This window comes from Cytophagaceae bacterium ABcell3, assembly GCA_030913385.1.
In the GTDB taxonomy this organism is placed as follows: domain Bacteria; phylum Bacteroidota; class Bacteroidia; order Cytophagales; family Cytophagaceae; genus ABcell3.
This window is the reverse complement of record CP133159.1, coordinates 2909209-2932988: the sequence shown is the minus strand read 5'-3', so window position 1 is coordinate 2932988 and position 23780 is coordinate 2909209. Positions and strand designations below refer to the sequence as shown.

At 38.0% G+C, this 23780-nt stretch carries 12 protein-coding genes; 8 read left to right on the top strand and 4 right to left on the bottom strand.

All coding sequences use genetic code 11. The features are described from left to right. Positions 1 to 246 precede the first annotated feature (246 nt). The gene (locus RCC89_11950; GenBank protein ID WMJ73868.1) at positions 247 to 1503 is read right to left on the bottom strand and encodes a DEAD/DEAH box helicase; all 1257 of its coding nucleotides are present in this window, start codon (positions 1501 to 1503) and stop codon (positions 247 to 249) included. 371 nt (positions 1504 to 1874) lie between these two features. Between RCC89_11950 and RCC89_11945 the strand changes: the two genes are divergently transcribed. Beyond that, positions 1875 to 2627 carry an acyl-CoA desaturase gene (locus RCC89_11945; protein WMJ73867.1) on the top strand — a complete coding sequence of 251 codons (753 nt, stop codon included), beginning with the start codon at positions 1875 to 1877 and terminating at the stop codon, positions 2625 to 2627. A gap of 233 nt (positions 2628 to 2860) precedes the next feature. Here the strand turns inward: RCC89_11945 and RCC89_11940 are convergent, their stop codons facing one another. Both RCC89_11940 and RCC89_11935 read right to left on the bottom strand, forming a co-directional pair. After that, positions 2861 to 3331: a GtrA family protein gene (locus tag RCC89_11940; protein ID WMJ73866.1), complete on the bottom strand. Its 471-nt coding sequence runs from the start codon at positions 3329 to 3331 to the stop codon at positions 2861 to 2863. A 221-nt stretch (positions 3332 to 3552) separates the two neighbouring features. Next, positions 3553 to 6132 (bottom strand): phosphoenolpyruvate carboxylase, encoded by a 2580-nt coding sequence (locus RCC89_11935; GenBank protein WMJ73865.1) that lies wholly within the window; start codon positions 6130 to 6132, stop codon positions 3553 to 3555. A 186-nt stretch (positions 6133 to 6318) separates the two neighbouring features. Between RCC89_11935 and RCC89_11930 the strand changes: the two genes are divergently transcribed. From RCC89_11930 to RCC89_11900, 7 genes are all read left to right on the top strand, one after another. After that, the gene (locus RCC89_11930; GenBank protein ID WMJ73864.1) at positions 6319 to 7041 is read left to right on the top strand and encodes a pseudouridine synthase; all 723 of its coding nucleotides are present in this window, start codon (positions 6319 to 6321) and stop codon (positions 7039 to 7041) included. 91 nt (positions 7042 to 7132) lie between these two features. Beyond that, complete coding sequence (locus RCC89_11925) at positions 7133 to 9517, top strand: DNA topoisomerase 3 (protein WMJ73863.1); 2385 nt, start codon at positions 7133 to 7135, stop codon at positions 9515 to 9517. 81 nt (positions 9518 to 9598) lie between these two features. Beyond that, positions 9599 to 10408 carry a serine O-acetyltransferase EpsC gene (gene epsC / locus RCC89_11920; GenBank protein WMJ73862.1) on the top strand — a complete coding sequence of 270 codons (810 nt, stop codon included), beginning with the start codon at positions 9599 to 9601 and terminating at the stop codon, positions 10406 to 10408. 5 nt (positions 10409 to 10413) lie between these two features. Then, on the top strand, positions 10414 to 11295 hold the full coding sequence (cysM, locus tag RCC89_11915; GenBank protein ID WMJ73861.1) for a cysteine synthase CysM: 882 nt from the start codon (positions 10414 to 10416) through the stop codon (positions 11293 to 11295). A gap of 209 nt (positions 11296 to 11504) precedes the next feature. After that, the gene (locus RCC89_11910) at positions 11505 to 11954 is read left to right on the top strand and encodes a PepSY-like domain-containing protein (protein WMJ73860.1); all 450 of its coding nucleotides are present in this window, start codon (positions 11505 to 11507) and stop codon (positions 11952 to 11954) included. 146 nt (positions 11955 to 12100) lie between these two features. Further along, complete coding sequence (locus tag RCC89_11905; protein ID WMJ73859.1) at positions 12101 to 12964, top strand: SDR family oxidoreductase; 864 nt, start codon at positions 12101 to 12103, stop codon at positions 12962 to 12964. 323 nt (positions 12965 to 13287) lie between these two features. After that, the gene (locus RCC89_11900; GenBank protein WMJ73858.1) at positions 13288 to 16485 is read left to right on the top strand and encodes a two-component regulator propeller domain-containing protein; all 3198 of its coding nucleotides are present in this window, start codon (positions 13288 to 13290) and stop codon (positions 16483 to 16485) included. A gap of 615 nt (positions 16486 to 17100) precedes the next feature. Here RCC89_11900 and RCC89_11895 read toward each other — a convergent pair. Continuing rightward, positions 17101 to 23235: a glycosyl hydrolase family 8 gene (locus RCC89_11895; GenBank protein WMJ73857.1), complete on the bottom strand. Its 6135-nt coding sequence runs from the start codon at positions 23233 to 23235 to the stop codon at positions 17101 to 17103. Positions 23236 to 23780 lie beyond the last annotated feature (545 nt).

The following is a 23780-nucleotide window of genomic DNA, read 5'->3' as shown; positions in this document are numbered from 1 at the left end:
AAATAGCTACATAAACCTGAAATATCCATTAGAACTTTCTATTGCGTGGCCAAATAACTTAAAATCAGACGCTTCACTAGCATTTGGTTATAACCATTGAACGAACCACTATGCTTTGCAAACCAAATACGTTGATTTTTTTGTTCTTTTGCCCCTCATAACGAAATCTAATGCATAATCCAAGTAAAAAAACAAACCTGCAATTTTTACAATTACAGGTTTACGTACATTTAGGTGTAAAAACTTCTAAGGTCTAGCAGTTCTTCTTTTTCCAGACCACCTCCTAGAAGGGTTAGATAATTTTGAAGAAGCAGTTGCTTGCTTAGGCCTGTTGTTTGATGAGCGGCTGTTATTCTTTGGAGCAGGCTTAACATCGGAAAAAGGATGTTCAGTAACAACCGGAATAGTAAGACCAATTAGCTTGTTTATATCTTTAAGGTATGCCTTTTCTTCACCATCACAAAAAGAAATAGCTTTACCATCGGCACCGGCCCTACCTGTACGACCAATCCTATGAACATATGTTTCAGGTTCATTTGGAAGGTCATAGTTAATTACAAAAGGTAATTTTTCAATATCTATACCACGAGCGGCAATATCTGTAGCCACAAGTACTCGAATTTTTTTATCCTTAAAATTGCCCAAAGCCCTTTGTCTGGCATTCTGACTTTTATCGCCATGAATAGCTTCTGCAGAAACACCTGCTTTGTTCAAATCTTTTGTAATTCTATCGGCGCCTCTTTTGGTTCTTGAAAAAACAAGCACCTCATCGATATCATTATCTGCAAGTAAATGCAACAACAAAGGTTTTTTACCTGGCTTTTCAACAAAATACACCTGCTGTTCCACAGTCTCTGCCGTAGAAGAGACAGGCGTAACTTCAATTTTTTGAGGGTTACGAAGAATGGTGCCTGCAAGACTTTGGATGTCTTTGTTGAGAGTAGCGGAAAAGAATATTGATTGTCTTTTTTCGGGCAATCTACCTATTACTTTACGCACATCATGAATAAAGCCCATGTCCAACATACGATCGGCTTCGTCCAATACAAAAAAGCTAATATCTTTAAGAGAAATAAACTTTTGGTTAATTAAATCCAGTAATCTTCCTGGGGTAGCAATTAATATATCTACGCCCTTTCTCAATACATTGACTTGTGCACCTTGAGATACACCTCCAAAAACAACAGTATGCTTTAAAGGTAACTTTTTGCCATAAGCAGCAAAACTGTCACCAATTTGTATGGCCAACTCTCTAGTTGGCGTTAACACAAGCGCTTTGATTTTTCCTGATTTATGTTGATAAGCAGATCCGGACAACAATTGCAAAACAGGAATAGCAAATGCTGCCGTTTTCCCAGTACCAGTTTGTGCACAACCTAAAAGGTCATTACCTTCAAGTATATAAGGTATTGCTTCTTGTTGAATCGGGGTGGGAGATTCATAGCCTTCTGATTCCACTGCCTCCAAAATTGGCTTAATAAGATTAAGTTTATTAAATGACATTAATTAAAGTTTAGAATTAAAATTGTACAACACTGACAATCAGGGTACAAATATGTAAAAAAAAGTATTTTTATTATTAAGTTTTAAGTTGCCCAAACAAAATGTTATCTTTATAACTGATCCTTGAAATGTATGGTTTGCGGGTAAGCTTCCCTTCTATCCTTCGGTAAATTTATATCACTCAATAGGCAGTAAAAATATCAATGGCGAGAAAACAGAAGACTTTTGTTATTTTTGTATTACAAAAATAGATAGAATAATAACAAAAACCTATTAACAATGTATATGTTGTTGAACATTTTTAACTTAATTAATATTATTTAAACACTTACATACTTATAAACAAAAAAAATTTACCTTAAATTCAAATTATGACAATACTATTATTCTTTGTGTTACATTGGTACCTATCTCTATTCACACAAACATTCTTTCACCATAGATATGGTGCGCACAAAATGTTTTCGATGAACAAGTTTTGGGAAAGAACCTTCTATATCCTCAGTTACTTATTTCAAGGTTCTTCTTACCTGACACCAAGAGCTTATGGCATCCTTCACCGGATGCACCATGCCTATAGTGATACAGAAAAAGATCCTCATTCTCCTCATTATCACAACAACATTTTCACCATGATGTGGCACACTAGAAAAATATATAATGACCTAGTATATAGCAGAAAAGAAATCGGTACACGCTTTGCCAACAACCTACCTGAATGGAAATTTATTGACAATTTAGGCGAGTCAGGCTATTCAAGAATTGCATGGGGCTTGCTTTATATTGGCTTTTACGTAGCTTTTGCCACACAATGGTGGATGTTCCTCTTATTACCAATCCATTTTTTAATGGGCGCAGTGCACGGTGCTATAGTTAACTGGTTTGGACATAAAATGGGGTATGCTAATTTTGACAATAACGACAAATCTAAAAATACGCTAGTGTTTGACTTCTTTATGCTAGGGGAACTCTTTCAAAACAACCACCACAAACACGCTGACAAACCTAACTTTGGTGCAAAGTGGTATGAGTTTGACCCGGTATACCCAATTATAAAACTGCTATCAATGTTAAGGATAATCAAATTACCCAAAACTCCGGAAATGGCAAAAGTAAATCAATAACATAAATAGCAAAAGAGGAGATGTCTCCCTTATGGGAAGCAACTCCTCTTTTTTTTATTTGTAAAATCTGGGCAATATTGAAAAAGAAAAGGTAAAAAGACTCTTTACCCAACATTTTTTATGCCTAAGAGCGGCACTTAGCGCTCTACCACATTTAAACCTGAAATATGTATTAGGGCTTTCTATTGCATTATCCAGGTTAAACACATAACACTAAAAGCTTGCCTTGAAAATTATGCTTCCACCATTTCTTTCTTTCTCAACTTTCTTGGAATAACTTTCTTTGGTATCTTTTTGACCCTAAAGGTAAAATACTTTTGAAGAATAAAAGTAATAGCAACAATAAGAGCGGTATTTAATATTTTGGCCGGTGTTGGATAAAAGTTCATAACATCCACAAAAAGCTTCAACAATACATAATTAAGGAACAGGTTTAATGCAACAACTGAAAAATACCTGCTCAATTGCACCCAGCCTTTTATTGTTGATTCAGGAAAGACTACAATACGCATCAATAAAAAGCCTGCTGGCGCAGTAATGCTAAAAGCCATTAAAAATGCAGCAATATGCGGACTTATAGAAAAACCTGCAAGAGAAACAATCTGCTTGTTTAAGATAAAGTTATAAGAAACGAAATACAAAAAGATGTCCAGTGCTGTATTAGAAGCGCCACATACTCCATACCTATAGGTTTGAATGTCCAAAAACCTGCTGCATAATGGATAAAAGGGATCAGTAATTTTTAGGATAAGCTTTCTTAACATCAATCAATCATTCGAAGAGCAAAAATGCTCTGTTTTAATATTTTAACCTAAAATAAGCATTAGAACTTTCTATTGCGTGAAATCCAGGTTTAACAAAGCACCATAGACAAATCTGTCTATAGTGCACATGTCATATATAACCCTTAAAAAGCTTAACAGTTTTAAGCAGAATTCCGTTCTGCATTGATAATCCCAAAAGAACACCGTATAACCAGCTTTTCGTAGATTCTTTTTTCAGGCAAATCTTGTCCTTGCTCAGCCATTTCCCTGATTTTCGTGAGCGCATGTTGTTGAATTAGTATCAACGGAAGCTCAATTCTTTGACGCATCTGAATAGACAAATAGTCTACCGGTTTGTTACCCATAATTTCTGATGCACCGGTTAATTTCAGCAAGTACTTCTTCGTCCGCTCATACTCTTCATATATATTTTGCCATAGATTGCCATATTTCTCATGCTTCGCCAAATAAGCTGTGGCAGGAAAATAGCATTTGCTCATGGCCATTTCACAGTTATCAATCAATGTCTTGAAAAACAAAGAGTGTTTGTATAGCTTCTGTAGCTCATCCCATTTTCCAGTCGCTTCTAGTTTTTCAAAAGCAGCCCCCACACCGTAATAACCAGGCAAATTCTGCTTTAACTGGCTCCATGACCCAACATAAGGCACAGCCCTTAAGTCATTTAAGTTCAGTTTACCTGATTTACGTTTAGATGGGCGACTACCAATATTGGTCTCTGCATAATACCTCAAAGGACTCACATAATTAAGGTATTCTATAAATTCCGGATGGTTCTTCAATTCATTATAAGCTACATAACTTTCCTCAGCTATCATGTTTAAGAGATTGTCCTCTTCTTGATTCAAAGTAGCAGTTTCAGAAGAAAACAAAGCGTTACTTATACCTGCATTCATCAATTGCTCAATGTTATACTGAGCCGCATCGACATTACCAAAGTTTGAACTGATGGTCTGACCTTGTATAGTAAGCTGAATTTCTTTACTAGAAATATTTTTTCCCATAGAAGCGTAAAACTGGTGGGTTTTTCCACCACCCCTGGCAGGAGGTCCTCCCCTTCCATCAAAAAACACTACCTGTACATCATACTCTCTGGAAATAGCGCTCAGTTCTTCTTTGGTTTTATAAATGCTCCAATTGGCCATTAAGTAGCCCCCGTCCTTAGTTCCATCGGAAAACCCAAGCATAATGGTTTGTATACTTGAGCGCTTGTGAAGTTGCTCACGGTAAATCTTATTGGTGTAAAGCTCCTTCATAACATCGCCCGCATTGCGAAGGTCATCTATGGTTTCAAACAAAGGAACAATATCAATGGTAAGTTCTTCTGGCTTCCACCCTCCAAGAAGAAAGAGGCCATATACTTCAATAACATTTAACGCACTGGTGCTGTGGCTAATGATGTATCTATGACAACCGCTTTCTCCATTAAACTCTTGTATTTCTTTAATAGCAGCAATGGTCTCAAGGGTATCTTTAAATAATTCATTATCCTCAAAAACCGAAGGATCCACCTTTCCTCTGACATGAAGTAAAAGGTCAATTTTCTCATTGTCAGAAAGCGTCTTGTAGTTATCAGGTAGCAAATCAGTTCTTTCTGAAATGGCTTCAAGCAGTTGAGCATGAACAGAACTGTCCTGCCTTACATCTAAAGAAGCGAAGAATAGTCCAAAAAGCTCTACTTTACTTAACAGGTTCTCAACCATTTCGAGGAACAAGCCGTTATGCTTTTCAATAATTGTATTCCTTATTTTTGTCAGAGAGCCAATAATGTCCTCTTTGGTCAAGTCTGCTTTATGTCCAGGTATAAACAGGTTATTGTATAGCTTTTCTTCCAATTCTGTGAGGATATTACCCAAGCCATCAAAAGTAAGTCTTCTTTTTAGACGGCGTACGTCCATGTAATAAGACTTCACAATACTTCCCCTTAAGGCCTCTGCTACTTTAATAGTAATACCAGCGTTTACATAAGGGTTTCCATCACGGTCTCCTCCTGGCCAAAAACCCATTCTTATTAGGTGGTTATTGGCATTGACCGCGTCTGGATATTGATTTTTTAAATAAGCAAGAATCCGTCCTGCTGATTGGTAAAAAACATTTTCAAGGAACCAAATCAAGTTGATAGCTTCCTCATAAGGGGAAGGCTTTGTTTTCTTAAAAAATGGAGTTTTACCCAACTGCTGCAAGTATGTATTGACAAGGGCCGTATTATCCGAGGTAAGCGCTTTAGACAAATCATGAATAATGCCTAACACCTCACTGGTATAAAACTGGGTCGGGTGGGCAGTTAAAACCAACCTGACGGCGAAGTCTTCAAACTTCTGAGCCAGTTTTTCCTGAGACATGTTTTGGTCAATCGGGCTTTCGAGATGCTTTAAAGTACCAACACCTTTCATATCATGCACATGCTTGAAAGCAGCATCCTCAAGTGCATCAAAAAGCACTACCTGTCTTTCTGCATACTGAATAAAACGAAACAAAAGACTATTTTGCTCTTGCTCTGTTCGGTATGAAGTAAACTGTTCAAAAAATGATTTAATCATTTCAGAAGGGCTCAAGCCTTTATTCAACCCTTCTTCACAATGAAGTACAAATAAAGATAATAAAACACCTGTTTTTTCTACCTTACTAAATGGTAGAGAGGTAAAGAGACTGTTATACATCTCATACCTCGTACCTATTAAACTTTTAAAAACTTGTACGTTACTATTTGCGGAGTTGTCCATCTAATTCTGCTGTTCTTTCGTTCCTGCCTAAAATTGTTCTAAAAATTGCTTGAATTTACAATAAATTCAGATATTTAACCAATGAGTAGTGACATAATTCTCCCTTTGAAAATATAATTTTGTCGACTAACAACGTATAATTCAATTATTACTAACTAATTTTACATTCTATTAAACCATTACACTTTGGAGCTTCCAATAATCTATAAAGACGAGGCACTCGTAGCCATTAACAAACCTCATGGGCTGTTGACTCATTTCTCCCCAATAGCCCGAGATGCCAATGAATGTGCTTTACAATTACTTCGAGATCAGATAGGACAAAGAGTTTGGCCTGTGCATAGAATTGACAGAAAAACCGGGGGCGTGTTGCTATTTACTCTTCAAAGCGATTTGGTTTATCCAGTCCAACAGCAGTTTTTTGACCATACAACTATTAAAAAACACTTAGCTATAGTAAGGGGTTTTGCTCCTGAGTCTGGAGAGATTGATTATCCGTTGAGAAATGAAAACGGCATTGTACAGACAGCAATTACAAACTATACTAGATTAGCAACAACTGAGCTTCCCATTCCCTTAGGCAACCATAACAGCGTCAGGTACTCTTTGGTAGAGGTATATCCGAAAACCGGACGAATGCATCAAATCAGAAGGCATTTTGCACATATTTCACACCCCATTATTGGTGACCGCCCCCATGGTTGCAATAAACAAAATCGTTTTTTTAAAAATACTTGGCAATTAAACACTATGCTTCTGCATGCAGCTGAGCTGACTATCAACCACCCTGTCTGCAATAAAAAAATTACCCTTGCTGCTCCTGTTCAGAGCGAATTCTCAAGAATAGCGGATCTATTAAAGCTAAAATTACCTGATTTCAAACAAGTTGCACATGAAAAACCTGAATAGTGAAAGAAGCCATTACAACATTATATAAAGTTTTCCTTCGACACATTTAAATATTTTTTCTAACTTTAAGATTGCTATTTCTGAAAAAACATTGAAAGTCTGCATTGCTGAAAAACCTAGTGTAGCCAGGGAAATAGCCTCTATCCTTGGCGCTAAAAATAGAAAAGATGGATATTATGAAGGCAATGGTTACCAAATAACCTGGACCATAGGACATTTGTGTACGCTCAAAGAGCCTCAGGATTACAACCCTCAGTTGAAATGGTGGAAAATGCACCATCTGCCTATCCTGCCTACTCGCTTTGGCATCAAAGAAATAAACAACCAGGGCATCCAAAAGCAGTTAGGTATAATTGGCAAGTTAGTAGAGAAAGCAGAAGAGGTAATAAACTGTGGGGATGCTGGGCAAGAGGGAGAGGTAATTCAGCGCTGGGTTTTGACTAAGGTCAAATGTAAAAAACCTGTAAAGCGGCTATGGATTTCTTCTTTGACCGAAGAAGCGATAAAAGAAGGTTTCAACAAACTAAAGGACAGCAAAGATTTTGACCTTCTGTATGCAGCAGGGAGCTCAAGGGCTATAGGAGACTGGCTGTTAGGCATTAATGCAACCAGATTATATACTTTAAAATATGGCGAAGGAAAGCAAGTCCTTTCTATAGGCAGAGTGCAAACTCCTACCTTGGCACTAATAGTAAACCGACACCTGGAAATCGAGAATTTTAAACCGCAAACGTATTGGGAGCTTAAAACGAAATACAGAAATGTCCTCTTTTCTGCAAAATCTGGAAAGTTCTTCTCAGTTGAAGAAGCAGAAGAGGTACTGAACAATATAAAAGACAAGCCTTTCAAGATCATTTCTTTTAAAAAGAAAAACGGCAAAGAAAGTCCTCCAAAACTTTTCGACCTAACTTCTCTCCAGGTTGAATGCAACAAAAAGTTTGGGCTGTCAGCAGATCAAACCTTAAAAACAGTCCAAAACCTTTACGAAAAAAAACTTGTTACCTACCCCAGGGTAGACACGGTCTATTTGCCTACAGACATGTATCCTAAAATGAAAGGTGTGCTGTCTAAATTAAGTGGGTACGAACATTTGACACAGCCTCTGCTAGACGCACCGATCAGGAAGTCTAAAAATGTATTTAATGACAAAAAAGTAACAGATCACCATGCCATAATCCCAACCAGTGTAAAAGCAGGAAGTTTGTATGGCAACGAGGCTAATGTCTATAACTTAATTGTATTGAGGTTTTTGGCTGCCCTATATCCAGACTGCAAAATTTCCAAAACAGAGGTAATAGGAGAAGCCGATAAGACAGAGTTTAAAGCAACAGGTAAGCAGATACTGGATGAGGGCTGGCGGAAAGTGTACATGGAAGAAAAGAAGGACGACGACAACAATGAGCAAGATGACGACCAGCTTTTGCCGGAGTTTAAAGAAGGAGAATCAGGGCCACACGAACCAGCTTTAGCTGAAAAACAAACCAGGCCACCTAAGCCGTTTACAGAAGCTACCCTTCTAAGGGCCATGGAAACCGCGGGCAAACAAGTGGCCGATGATGAGCTGCGCGACCTAATGAAAGAAAATGGCATTGGAAGACCTTCTACTCGTGCAAATATCATAGAAACACTTTTCAGGAGAAACTATATACGAAAAGAAAGAAAAAATCTTGTACCCACTGTAACAGGCATACAGCTCATACAAACCATAGATTTTGAACTATTGAAATCGGCAGAACTTACAGGAAATTGGGAAAAAAAGCTGCGCGATATCGAAAAGGGAGCTTATGAAACCAAAACATTCCTCAATGAGATGAAAGAAATGGTTTCAAAAATTGTACAGCATGTAAAGAAAAGTAAAGGTGAAAAAATAGAGATAGAAGTTCAGGAAGAAACGAAACCTCAACCCAATAAAAAAGTAGAGGCCAAAACTCCCTCATGCCCAAAATGCAAAAAAGGGAATATGCTCAAAGGAAGCAAAGCATATGGATGCAGTGAATATAAAAATGGCTGCAAGTTTATTGTACCATTTGTTTACAACGAGAAGAAATTGACTGAAAAACAAATATTCAGTTTAATTTCAAAAGGAAAAACATCTGTCATTAAAGGTTTTAAAATAGACAATCAAAGTATAGAAGGCATCTTATCATTGGATGAAAACTGTAAAGTGGTTTTTGAGAAGAAAGAGAAAAAGACAGTAAAAACAGAAGCCCTTTCTTGCCCAAAGTGTAAGAAAGGCCACATATTGCAAGGAAAAACTGCCTATGGGTGCTCTGAATGGAAAGCAGGCTGCAAACTTCGCATACCGCTTACTTGGTGGGGAAAAGAGATTAACAAGACCCATTTAGGCCATTTACTTTCCGGAAAAGAAACGTCCTTAATAAAAGGTTTCGTAAAAAATGAAACGGGAGAAAAAGTTGACGGTAAGCTAAAACTAAACAATGACTTCATGATGGAATTTATTTCCTCCAAAGAGTAGTTATTCAATCAAAACCTCACTTTTTTCATTATAAAAGCATCATTATATATAAATTTGCAATTCTTAGAACAGGAAACAAGAATGAAAAATACATTTGTTGAAAAACTTTACCTAAAGCACCAAGAAATACCACGTCTTCCTGCTACCTCTGCCATAAGCAGGTTAATAACCAAAATCCTCTTGGTCATGTTTCCTGAGCAATCTCGTGTACAATATAAAGACCCCAAAGATATAGAAAACTTTTTTGAGCGTAGGGAACAAGAGCTTATAGATATTTTAAGTTCGATGGAACACCTCCTGCCTTGCCCTGCTCCCCTTTTGTCCGCTGCATATATGAAAAAGATTCCTGAAATATACGACTACCTTATCCAGGATATCCACTCTATACTAAATGGAGACCCTGCAGCCAAAACAGAATATGAGGTCATTAGAACCTATCCGGGTTTTTATGCAATAGCGTTTTATAGATTGGCACACGGCTTATACCAACTAAACATTCCCCTTTTACCACGGATACTTACCGAATATGCGCACTCAAGAACGGGTATAGACATCCACCCGGCGGCGCAAATTCAACCTAACTTTTTTATAGATCATGGTACGGGCATTGTTATTGGAGAAACAGCCGTAATAGGAAAAAATGTAAAACTTTATCAAGGTGTCACCTTAGGAGCCATGAGTGTTTCTAAAGATATGGCTGAAACCAAAAGACACCCGACTATTGAAGACAATGTAGTAATTTATTCAGGAGCTACAATTTTAGGAGGAGAAACAGTTATCGGCCATGACAGTATTATTGGTGGAAACGTATGGTTAACCACCAGTGTCCCTCCATTCTCAAGGGTTTATCATCAAGCCCAAGTAAAAATGACTCGAAAAACTAAAATTTAATTTTTATGGCTTCTTTATTGGATTTTGTTGGTAACACACCACTTGTTGAACTTAAGAATATAATTAAAAAACCAGGGATTCAACTTTTCGCCAAGCTTGAAGGGCATAATCCAGGAGGAAGCGTAAAAGACCGCGCAGCTTTTGGAATGATAAAAGGTGCCTTAGAACGAGGGGAACTCAAGCCAGGCATGAAACTCGTTGAAGCCACTAGTGGCAACACAGGAATAGCGCTAGCAATGATAGCCCGGCTTTATGGAATAGATATAGAATTGATAATGCCTGAAAATTCCACCAAAGAGCGCATTCTAACCATGGAGGCTTATGGAGCAAAAGTAATTTTGACACCGGCCGACGGATCTATGGAAGCTGCTATCGACCTTGCCCATGAAAAAGTAGCCAGTGGAGGCTATATGATGCTGAACCAATTTGCCAATACAGACAACTACATGGCCCATTACCACTCTACGGGGCCAGAAATCTGGAAAGACACCCATCAGAAAATTACTCATTTTGTTTCTTCAATGGGTACTACAGGTACGATAATGGGGGTTTCAAGATTTTTAAAAGAGCAAAATGAAGCCATTCAAATTGTAGGAGTACAGCCTACCGACGGATCCAAAATTCCAGGAATAAGAAGGTGGCCAGTAGAGTACCTCCCAAAAATCTTTGACAAAGAACGGGTAGATCAAATAATAGATGTCTCACAAGAGGAAGCCACTCAAATGACAAGGAGACTATCCAGAGAAGAAGGCATATTTGCTGGAATGAGCAGTGGCGGTGCTGTTGCTTCTGCTGCAAAGCTCAGCGAACAAATCGACAGCGGAGTTATAGTATGTATTATCTGCGATCGTGGAGACAGGTACCTATCTTCTGACCTCTTTGGTTAAAGACATTGGTAACTTAACCTTTTAGAGAGAAGCGCAAATTGCGCCTTCTCTCTCTACAAAATTGTGCAGTTTGTAAAACGCCCAAAATAAGCCCAAACCAGCCTTTTCGCCCATATCATTAGATGCCAAGATACATTGGTGAACCATTTACTACCTACTAAAGGTTATGGATATAGAGAAACATGTAGGGAATATAAAATAGAGAGATAATGAAAAAGTTTCTTTCAATAATGGTGTTGGTTCTTACAGGGTATTTTATAAATGCTCAGAACCTTGACAACGATGAAGTTCCAGAGAAAGTTAAATCTGAATTTCAAGAGGAGTTTCCTGATGTAAGCATGGATGATGTGGATTGGGAGCGTGAAGATTTCCAATACACAGCGGAGTTCGAGCATGAAGGAATGGAGCACGAAGTGATCATCGATAAAGCTGGAGAACTGGTTTCTTCTAAGTCTGAAATGGATGCCGAAAAGCTTCCTGAAGAAGTGAAGGAAGGTATCAAAGATAACAACCTGACTATAGACGAAGAAGAAACTGCCAGACATTACAAAAATCAAGAAAGCACGCTTTATAAAATAGAAGCAGAAACTGAAGAGGAAGAAGAAGTTGAGGCTTTCTTTGACGAAGATGGTGAAATTGTAGAAAAAATAGAAAGCTAATATCATTAGTTTAAAAAAACAAAAGCACCCAGCATAACACTGGGTGCTTTTGTTTTTTGCGGGCCACAAGTGTGCCCTTCAGTACCCATAACAATCCTGCGCCCTTACTTATTACCTTTTAAAGGATAGATGTAAACAAAAAGAAAATGGAAAAATTATTAGAAGGGAAAGTGGCAATAGTTACAGGTGGCGGATCCGGTATAGGTGAAGCTATATGTAAAAAATTTGCAAAACATGGAGCTAAGGTTATAGTTTGCGGTTTTCATGAAGACCCTGTAGATAATGTAGTAGGAGAAATTAAGGATTCCGGAGGCGAAGCCATTTCCTATAAAGGAGACATGGCTATCGAAGAGCAAGCCAAAGGTTGTGTAGATTTTGCCCTCAGAACCTATGGGAAACTAGATGTATTAATAAATAATGCAGGAGTTTTTCCAGAAACTGGTCCCGTTCAAGACTTTTCAGTGGACGCTTTTAACTATTTAATAAAAAACAACATACAGTCAGCATTACTGATGACCAAGTATGCCATTCCGGAACTCCAAAAAACCAAAGGTTGTATTGTTTCTGCAGGGTCTGAAGCAGGAATGGACGGCGAGCCAGAAGTTGCTGCATATGCCGGAACAAAAGGATTTGTTCATGCATTTACTAAAAGCGTTGCTGTAGAACAGGCAAAATATGGAGTAAGAGCAAATATTGTCGCCCCTGGCCCTGTAGACACTTCATGGATGCGAATTACCGAGAGCCCTATGACCATGAAACAAAAAGGACTTTTCAAAAGCGCTATTCCAATTGGAAGATTTGGAAAAACGGAAGAGGTTGCCAACGTATACTTATTCTTGGCATCAGACCTTTCTTCTTTTGTAACAGGTGCTGAGTATAAAGTAGATGGTGGATTAACGATAGGAAAAGGACCTATGGGCTTAATGGCTGATGATGCTTTAAAAGAAGATCCTGAAGGAGAACTTGAGCTACATCATGAGCATGAAGGACATGCACAAATTAGACACTAAGTATAATAAAATCAAGATGGCCAAAAGTATTTGAAGCTTATAAAAAAAGGCTGTCTTTATTTAGACAGCCTTTTTTAACCAAATTCGGATGTCGCACTCCCACGACATCAGGTAAGAAGAGAGGTTATGCAAAAATAACATTTATTTATAAAAATTATTATATATTCACACCACATAGTTCTGTTTTACATCTACAGCCAATTATTTAAAAAAAACTTCCTAAAAAAGGTATCTTTTTATTACATACGCCGTATACAATAAGTTGATTGACTACTAGCAATATTATTGATTTCCTTTTAGCCAGTGTGGGGAAACCTTATTCTATGATAAAATATTTTTTTATTGTTTTACTATTAGTATTTACCACTAATATATCATTTTCATCAAATGATAAAGAGAAGCCTTTCTTGGTCTTTCATACACTTAGTATAGTTAATGGTATTTCGGATAACATTGTCAGAGGCATAACCGAAGACAAAGAAGGGTTTATGTGGTTCATTACCGAAAACGGCCTCAACCGGTATGACGGAATAGACTTCAAAATATATAAATCTACAAGTGCCCCCTACTCTATTTCAAGCAACGACCAAAAGGTATTTTTCACAGACAGTAAACAAAGGCTTTGGGTTGGCACCAGAAACGGTCTCAATATGTATGACAACATATCTGATCAATTTTATAATTTCAAATCCGACGACTACGAAGCTCTTAAATACATCAAAGGGGACATAGACCAGATCACTGAAGATACTTATGGAAACATTTGGGTAACAGTACAAAGCGAGGGTTTGTATAAAATCAGTGATTTAAACAAAAAGCCAGACAATTTTCAATTTAAGCCTGAAGAAAATGTCGGAATTTTTGTAGGCCTGTCTGCTGACAAAAATGGAAATGTTTGGGTTGGTACAAGAGATGGATTATTAAAATTAAATGTTTCTACGGGTGAATTTAGAGATCTAAGGCCTTTATATGGAAGTGGCTATCATGTAATGAAAATCATTGCTGATAACCAAGGAAGAATATGGATGGCAACAAGTTCCGGTCTCAGGTATATTGATTCATCAGGGAAGCTGAAAGTCTTTCAGCATGAACAAAATAAACCTTACTCTATCAAAGGAAACAATGTATATGACATTTTCCCTTATGATGAAAACAGATTGCTACTTGCTGTAGATGGCAGAGGGATAGACATATTTGATTTAAGAACAGAAAAGTTTTATCACTACAGTGATGAAAATGAAGCACAACTTCCTTGTAAAAATATAACTTCAGTATATAAAGATTCTAAAGGTGGTATTTGGGCAGGTACATTTATGCATGGGTTGGCGTATTCAAATTCAACGACCAATCTGTTTACTATGTTTAAACATAATTCTGGTCATTCAAAAGGGATTGCAAAGGGTATAATTACTTATTTTCTGGAAGATCAAGCTGGCAACCTATGGTTCTCTACTGATGGAGGAGGCTTATACGTAAAATGGAAGAACAGCTTATTTCCAGAAGCTTATGAACCAGTACCAGGAAAAGGAAATATTTCTGAAGTTCCTATAGTCTCCATGCTGCAAGACCAAAACAATAATTTATGGTTAGCAACATATGGCGGAGGACTTAAGGTGTTTAACACAGATAAAAAAGAAATAAAAACCTACCTTCATGAACCAGATAACCCTAAGTCTCTAGGAAATGACAAAATAAGGTATCTTTATGAAGATAAAAAAGGTAATATTTGGACAAGTGGTTTTAGTACAGGCCTATCCGTATTAGATATTAAAACAAATACATTTAAACACTACACCCATAACCCCAAAGACCCTAATACAATCTCTTCCAATATGATCCAAAGTTTTTTCGAGGATTCAGAAGGAACACTTTGGGGAACAAGTTTTAATGGTCTAACAAAATATATTCCTGAAAAAGACTGTTTCAAAAATTACACTTTCTCCTCTCCTATATTTTCCCAAATGGAAAGTAACTTCACTTCTGACGTAGTGGAGGATAAAGAGGGTAATTTATGGCTAGCCTCTAACGGAGCTGGTCTTATCAGGTTTAATCCTAAAAATGAAACTTATGACTTTTTCACTACCAAACACGGGCTTAGCGACAACAGAATTAAAAATATTACCCTAGACGATAAAAATCATCTATGGCTGGTTACTTATACAGGGTTAACAAGGTTCAGTCTTGAAACTTTACAAGGGATACCTTTTACATATAAAGATGGAGTTCCAGCCTATTCATACTATCCTTTAGCAAAGTATAAAGACAAGCATGGAAGGATCTATCTAGGTACTAATATGGGATATTTAGTGATTGACCCAAGACATCTTGTCAAAAACGAAACCGTACCTCCTGTTGTAGTAACTAATATAGAAATTTCAGAAAAAACCGTAGAGGATACATCCAAAACATTTAACGCTACAGTACTACACAAGAAAAACAAGCCCATTGATTTACAACACAATCAAAACGGAATTAGAATCGACTTTGCTGTTTTAAATTTTAACAACCCACAAAAAAACAAATATGCATACAAACTAGAAGGGTTTGACCCTGTCTGGATTCGAACCACAGAACAAAGAACTGCCACATATACTAACTTAGACCCAGGAACTTACACTTTTAAAGTAATTGGCGCGAATAATGACAATGTCTGGAATAAAAAAGGCGTTTCTTTTACTTTTACAATATATCCGCCTTGGTGGAAAACTTGGTGGTTCAATTTAATAGCGTTTTCACTGAGTTTTATTGCGCTAATTGGTGTAGTTCAGTGGAGAACATTAACCGAGAGGAGAAAAAGTTTTAATTTAGAAAAAGAGGTAAGACAAAGAACCAAAGAGCTAAAAGAAAGCAATGAACAACTAGATGCCTTTGTATACAAAGCATCCCATGATATTAAAGGCCCGCTAAAGTCTATTATAGGATTGACTACCATTGGACAAAAAGACGTTAAAGACCCTGTTGCGCAAAACTACTTTAGCCATATCCTAAAAAGTACTAGTAAGCTAGAAAAATTACTATCTGACTTGCTAATGCTAACAAAGGTAAAAAGCTCTTCTGTGAATATAGATAAGATTGACCCTAATCAGCTCATAAATGAAGCATTGGACAACTTTAAACATTTCCCGGGATTTAACAAAATAAAAATCAATAAGGAAATCACTGAAAATAAACATATCTATACCGACAGGAACCTGCTTTATTCAATCGTTCAAAACCTAATAGAGAACCCTATTAAATATTACGATGCAGAGAAGGAAGAAAACTTCCTAAACATCACAATAGACATAAATCCGGATAAAGCGATTTTAACTTTTCGAGATAACGGAAAAGGAATTGACAAAGAATACCAGTCAAAGGTTTTTGATATGTTTTTCAAAATCAATGAAAGTTCTGTAGGTACAGGCCTAGGTTTATATATAGTTAAAACAACAATAGACAAGCTTGACGGAACCATATCATTACAGAGCGAAGAAGGTATCGGTAGTACTTTTACTATTGTCATTCCTAACAAAACTCCTTAAAAAAGAGGACCTACAATAGAGTTGCTATCCCAAAAAAGTAATTATATTCCATATCGTTTCTTTCTAGTGCTAGAGAGAGACAGTTTCTCCTCCATTAAGCCTACAGAAGACAAGAAAGGCAGTGTATTTCGCTCTTTACAAAGCCCCTTCACACTTCAGTACTTGATACAGCTTTAAAAGCAACCCCATAGATTTCTGAAGAAAAGTTGAAGTCGTATTCCAAATGCATGAAAAATTGACAAAACAGGGTTAGGCTCGACTAGGTGGTTTAGCTATGCAAAAAGTTAGTTGTTTAAAGTAACTATTAAAGGGGCTAACAACACCTTTAAACCTAACAATCATATACCTACACAGCCCTAATATAGGTTTATAACAAGTTCACAGCGGTATTGCCTCGTTTAATGAGTCTGCTTGTAGGGATTTCCATTGTTAACTTCTCCCAAATTAGATATGTCTCAAACAAAAACAACTACAGTACAATCGATCCACTAGCCAATATAACTTAACAGTAATTACTGTACTTATGCTATTCTATGAGCCAAATTAATCATATAAAAAGGGTAAAAACGAAAAAAGCTCCCGAAGGAGCTTTTTTCGAAAGGTAAATTATAGAAACTAGTTCTTAATTACTCTTTTAACTACCATGGCATCATTGGTTTGAATTTCAACCATATAAATACCAGAAGGGTAATCAGAAACATTCATTCTTAATGAAGCTCCACTACCTGTAAGCTCTTCTGTTGTAGAGTATACAAGAGAACCTACAGCGTTTCTAACGTTTACAATAACAGAACCGTTAAACACTTCACTTAAGTTAATGTAGAATACACCTTCAGTTGGGTTAGGCGCCACAGTAACCTCTCCACTAAGCTCTTCACCTACAGAAGTAGTAAAGCTAACAGCAATAGGGAAAGTAGTGGTATGCGCTCCTTCAGAGTTCTCTTCTCTAAGAGTAACTTCAAACTCTCCAGTAGCATCTCCAAAAGTTACAAATATTTCACTGCTATCTGCGCTTGCAGAAGTAATGATAGCACCTTCTGGAACAGTCCAGCTATAAGTAGAACCTTCTACTGGATCCACAGCAAACCTATTGTCTTCACTGTTAGTATAAACAATCCTTGGCCCATCAACTTCTCTATCACCAGGCTTACAAACAGTTGCAGCCGATACAGTCAAAGTAGAAGTACTACCACTACCACACTCTCCAGCAGGAATAACTCTAATTTCACCGCCTGGATTTTCACTCCACCTTACAGTAATCTCACGCTCATTGTTATTTCCAACGGCAGTAGCTCCAGAAGGCAAGATCCACTTATACCTAGTAGCACCAGAAACTTCTGGGACTTCGAAAGTATACTCTTGGTTTACACAAACAGCATTGCTTCCCGTAATATCACCGGTTGCACCTAGACCTTGGTCAACTGCAACATTGATAGACACAGGCTCGCCATCACCACATCCTGAAACAGGAGTTACAGAAAGCGTATAGTTGCCTGAAGTTCCAAAGTTAACAGTTACACTGTTTTCATCTATATCATGTGAAACGCCACTAGGAACAGTCCATTCGTAGCTATTTACACCTGCAACGGCATCAACTGAATAAGTAACAGCCGTACCAGAACATACATCTTCAAGTCCGTCAATAGCACCAAGCGTAGGTGCGCCATCATTTACAGTTACATCAAGTGTAGCAGTTTCGTTAGCACATCCACCTGTAACAATTACTGAAACATGTGCATCAGTTGACTCAAAGTTAACAGTAACTTCATTGGTATTCTGTCCACTAGATATCTGAGCACCAGATACTGTCCAGTTATAAGAAGCACCTTCAACTTCAGTTACTGTATAAACTGAAGACTCATTAGCACATACAGCTTCTTCACCTTCTAGGTCAATAGAAGGAATTGCTATTACAGATATAGGTAAAGTAGCACTTGTACCTTCACCACACTCGCTATGAGGGGTAACAGTAATGTCACCACCCTGAGAATTGTTGAAGTTAACAACAACAGAAGTACCGTTATCATCACCAACAAGATCAGCGCCAGCAGGAACAGTCCAAGTATAGCTTTCAGCGCCAGCTACTGGCTCAATGCTATATTGAACATTTTCAGCACCTGCACAAACAGATTCATCACCGCTTATAGCTCCAGCAGCTTCAACACCTTCTATAACAAGTACAGAAGTTTCAGCTGATTGACCGTTTCCACAGTCACTAATAGGTGTTACACTTACCTCAACTTGACCTTCGCTTCCAAAAGCAATAGTCACAGTATTTCCTGAAGCATCACCTTCAATAGTAGCGTCACCAGTAACAGTCCACTCATAAGCCGTAGCATTTTCTACTTCGGCAATTGAGAATTCTCTTGATAAACCACTACATACAGATTCAGCACCTACGATATCACCAGCATCAGCAGCAGGAGCGTTAACAACTAATTCAATAGAAGAAGCTCTTCCGTCACCACATTCACTGATAGGTGTTACGCTTACAGTCCCCCCTTCAGTACCTACAGTCACAGTGATTTCATTTGTATTCTCACCAGCTGTAATTACAGCGCCTTCTGGAAGTGTCCAGTTATAAGAGTCAGCACCATCAACAGCGTCAATTGCAAAAGTTAGATCTGTTGCGTTTGCACAAACTTCTTCTGCACTAGCAGTAATAGTTCCAGCAGGATTAGCTACACCACTAATTTCAACAGCAAAAGCTTCAGATGGAGATCCTTCAGCACATGCGTTGTAAGGAGTTACAGATACATCACCACCTTGGTCACCAAATGTAATACTTACTATACTAGCTGTTTCATCAGCAGATGAAATTTCTGCACCAGCAGGAATAGTCCACTCGTATCCAGTAGCACCAGCTACTTCAGGTACGGAGAACTCAACAACAGCTCCACTACAAACAGATTCGCTACCTGATACTTGAACAACCTCATCAGAGATACCATCTTCAATGACAACATCAAGTTCAACAGAAGCACCTTCTACACCACATTCATTAATAGCAGCTACTGTGATAGCTCCAGCTTCCTCACCAAAAGTTACAGTAATGCTGTTTGTTTCTTCTCCTGCAGTGATTTCAGCACCAGCAGGTACAGTCCAAACATAAGAAGCTGCACTTTCAACTGGCTCAACAGTGTAAACTACATCCTCAAGTCCACTACATACAGCTTCTTCACCTTCGATTTCACCAGTAATGTCAGCAGTAGCTTCTAAAATATTAACTTCAAGCTCTACCTCATTGCCATAGTGGCAAGCATTTCTAGGAACGACAGAAACAACGCCGCCAGTAGTCTCGAAAGAAACAGTAATAGTGTTTGTTCCTTCTCCATCAATAATTTCAGCAGTTTCAGGAACAGTCCACATATAAGAAGTAGCACCATCTACATCTGCAACGGTAAACACTACTTCATCAGCGTTAGGACAAACAAGGTCATCACCTTCTATGCTAGAAGCAGTACCTATTTCCTCACACTCAACTTCAACATCAATCACTTCGAAAGTATCATCCTCACCACACTCTCCACTTACATGAAGCTCTACAGTGTTTTCACCTTCTTCAAGCTCCAGTTCAATATAGATACCTTCACCTTTCGTTTCTCCATCTATAACCCACTCATAAAGCACATCCTCTTCTTCTCCTACCCACGTAGCTTCAAAAATATATTTTCCACCACCATCTTCATGTTCAGTAGCAGTAAACTCTGCGACCATTTCAGGTAGTACATGTACGTAAAGCGAGTCTTCAACTTTTTCACCACACTGGTTATAGGCTTCAAATTTGATCCAGTGAGATTCCTCAAAAGTGAAAGTAAGCTCAAGATCTTCTTCTAGCGCATCTTCTTCCATACCATACCATGCATAGCTTTCAGCATTTTCGATCTCTTCGACAGAGATTACATGCTCAGTTCCAGCACAAGTGGTCAACGTATCACCTACTTCAGCACCATCTACACTGAATCCAGCAGGGTCTTCCATTGGCGCTTCACACTTGATTTCAATAGTTTTACAAATAGTATCTCTATCTCCACAAGTTTCATTTAATACATATAGACAAACCTCATACTCGCCTTCTTCTTCATAATAATGATATCCTTCTTCCCAAGTCTCGGCACCTTCTTCAAAATCGTCAGTACCATAACTCCACTCCCAAGAGTCAAAGTCTACAGAAGTATTGATCAAGCGAAGGCCAAGACCATTGTCCTCTAGTTCATATCTAAAGTTTGCTTCAAGGTCAGCGCCTCTAACTTCTACAGTATCACGAGTAATACCTCCTTGGTTAATCAAATCTACATAATATCTACCAGGAGCAAGCTCTGCTGTTTCACCTGTAGCAATTAACGTGTTCGTATTTCCAGAATACCAGCGAATTTCTTCTGCACTACAAGACTGAGCATTAACAACAGCCTCTCCATCACATGCACTTACCCTTTGCTGCCAAGTTGAGATTCTGTTACCATCTGCATCATAAGTAGGGAAACCGTTTTCATCAACTTCCAGATCAAAAGTTGGGGTTGGAACAGTAGCACCACCAACAGTAATCCATTCTATAGTTATAGTGCCTTCCCAATCAGGATCGTCTTCCATAGGGAAGAAGTTAACAGCAACTATATTAGTAAAATCAACCTCTACACTTGGGTTGTCTTCATCTAACCAACCTGTTCTTAAAGTTGTATTATCAGCAGGGAACTCTACCTGCACCACTTGAGCTTCTCCGGCAGTAAGTTCAACCTCTGCGCGGTTTGTAGTTACTTGTCCATCATTAACTCCAACACCAAGGGTTACATCTGCTGTAGTCCTAACTCTAAAAGTAACATAAGGAACAGCATCCATATCTACTGCTACATCTTCGTCATCATGTCTGAAGTTTACACCAAATGGATCATACTGTCCTCCACCTGTTACATTAACTTCTAACAAGCCACAAGGTAAGTCAAGACATTCTGGGTCATCCCCATCATCATGCGCTTCTTCAGAACACCAAGTACGAGGTAATTCTTCATAGCCATTGGCTCCAATCCAAGGTTGCGCGTAAGCATTGTCATTAAACTGGTTAGCAGACCATCCCTCACCATCGCTAATGAGAACAGTTCTTGTAAGTTCATCAGTATCAGAACAACCAAATCCTGAGTTATTGACAGTTAAGGTAACCTCATAAGCACCTTCGCTCAATATTTCAGTTGCAAAGTTTTCCTCTTCACTTTCTTCTACTACCACACCATCTAAAGAAACTTCCCAATGATAGTCTGAAATACCACCAGTTGAAGTATTATTCAATCTAATACTACCTGCTACTACAGAAGAGGTAAAATCAGCATTAATTTCTTCATCATAAACAGTCACCCTACTTCTACGTGTACAACCCTCAGCATCAGTAGCAACCACTTCATAGTCACCTGCCTGAGACACTTGAAGCGTTTGTCCAGTTTCAGACAAAGTAACATTGTTTCTTCTCCAAGTATAGGTTCTGTTAGAAACTCCTGCATCCAAAGTTATAGCACCTTCACAGAGAGACCTGTTATCACCTAAGTCAGGAGCTTCACATTGATCAGGTGGAGGAAGGTAAAAGTTACCTGTCTGAACAAAAAGTGCAATAGTTTTGATGGTAGCATTAAAGTACTCACCATAACCAGGGTTTACTTCTTGGTTTACACGATAAATTTCATCCACAAAACTTTGGTTATTAGCCAAACCATCGGCAGCCATAGCACCTACAGCAAAGCATCCTAAGAATGTATTGTTAAGGTGGTGCCCAAGTTTATCACCTTCATTTCCACTGGTAGAGATTCTTGTTGCATACCGCGATCCAATATTATTAGGGTTGTCTTGATGAGAATCTCTTAACCATCCAATAATTTTTTCACAATAAGCTTTACCTTCAGGCGATCCGTGCCATAAATAGTCAAGTGCTGATCTCAAAGGAGTTCTGACAGCATCAAAGATAAAATCCCTACCGCCTTCTTCGTAATGGGAAGCATCAGGACTATACTCACCATCAGCTCTGTGAAAGTCAGGCACTAAACCAGTTGTACCACCAGCAGCTTCTATGATCTGATAACCTCTTGTTACCGCATCATCCCAAAACTGCTCATGACCATGGTCATACCTTTTAAAAACTTTATAATAGTGAGGTGAGAAATAAGAAGCGTTAGTAAGATTCCATCCTCCAAACATATCACCTGGCTTCAATATGTCGCCATCAAATTGGTGTTCTCTTATCAAGCGAATCATTCTTCTTGCATCACTAAGATAGTCATCACTTTGCCATTGATAAGAAGCAATAACCAAAGACATTGCAACGTCTAGGTCAGCATCAGAAGCACCGTTCTCTCCTATAACATTACAGTTCTGAATTTTCCAGTGCATAAACCCGTTATGGTTTGCATGGTGCTGGTAATACCCCCATAGACCATCAAATACAGGACGGTCACCAGCGTATGCTGCCAAAAGCATACCGTAGGCAATACCTTCAGATACAGTCATAGATCTGTCCTCGGCTCCTCTTTGGGTTCCAGGGAAAAAGTCAAAAATAACACGTCTGTGACCACAGGCACCCTCTGTGGTAACATATTCATTCTTCCAGGCTTCATAAGCAGCCTGTGCATGTGCCGTGTTTCGATTGTTTGGCATTTGTCCATAAGTATACTCCACATCCTGAGGGAAGGGGTATGCTTCTTGAGACCATGCCTTCTGTACGAAAACCATACAGATAAAACCGAGAACCGGCAAAATGTAGCTTTTTTTCATGGTAAAGTTAGCTAGGGTTAGAAAATAAGTTTTACAATTTCCCAATCATACTCTTTGACCATCTAGTGTTATACATGCAGGCATACAAAGTGTTGTCTGTACATACCACTAAACAGCAATCCGAAGAAAAGCACAATTGGAAGCTTAAAGATAAGCAGCTTCATTATACTTTTAAAGTATATTATGTAATATTTCCAATATTTAATAAAAAATGATACTAAATATTACCTAAATCGAAAAGTAAAATAAAACAAAAATCTTCTATATGTACAATACATACTAATCCACAAACACTACATTCATACATCTAATTTTCAATTATTTACACTATACTTACACAGTAAAAAACAAGCAGAAAAAGCAGGAATTTTACATAGACTAAAATAGGGGAACAAAGAAAAAACATGAATACGTAAATAAGTCTGTAGAAGGAAAACATCAACGTTAAACCTGAATTATGCGATAGGTTTCTCATTAGGAGCAAAACAACAGTAAATCAGCACTTTTGCTATGTATAGAAAGTCCTATTTTTTCAAGGTTAAAAC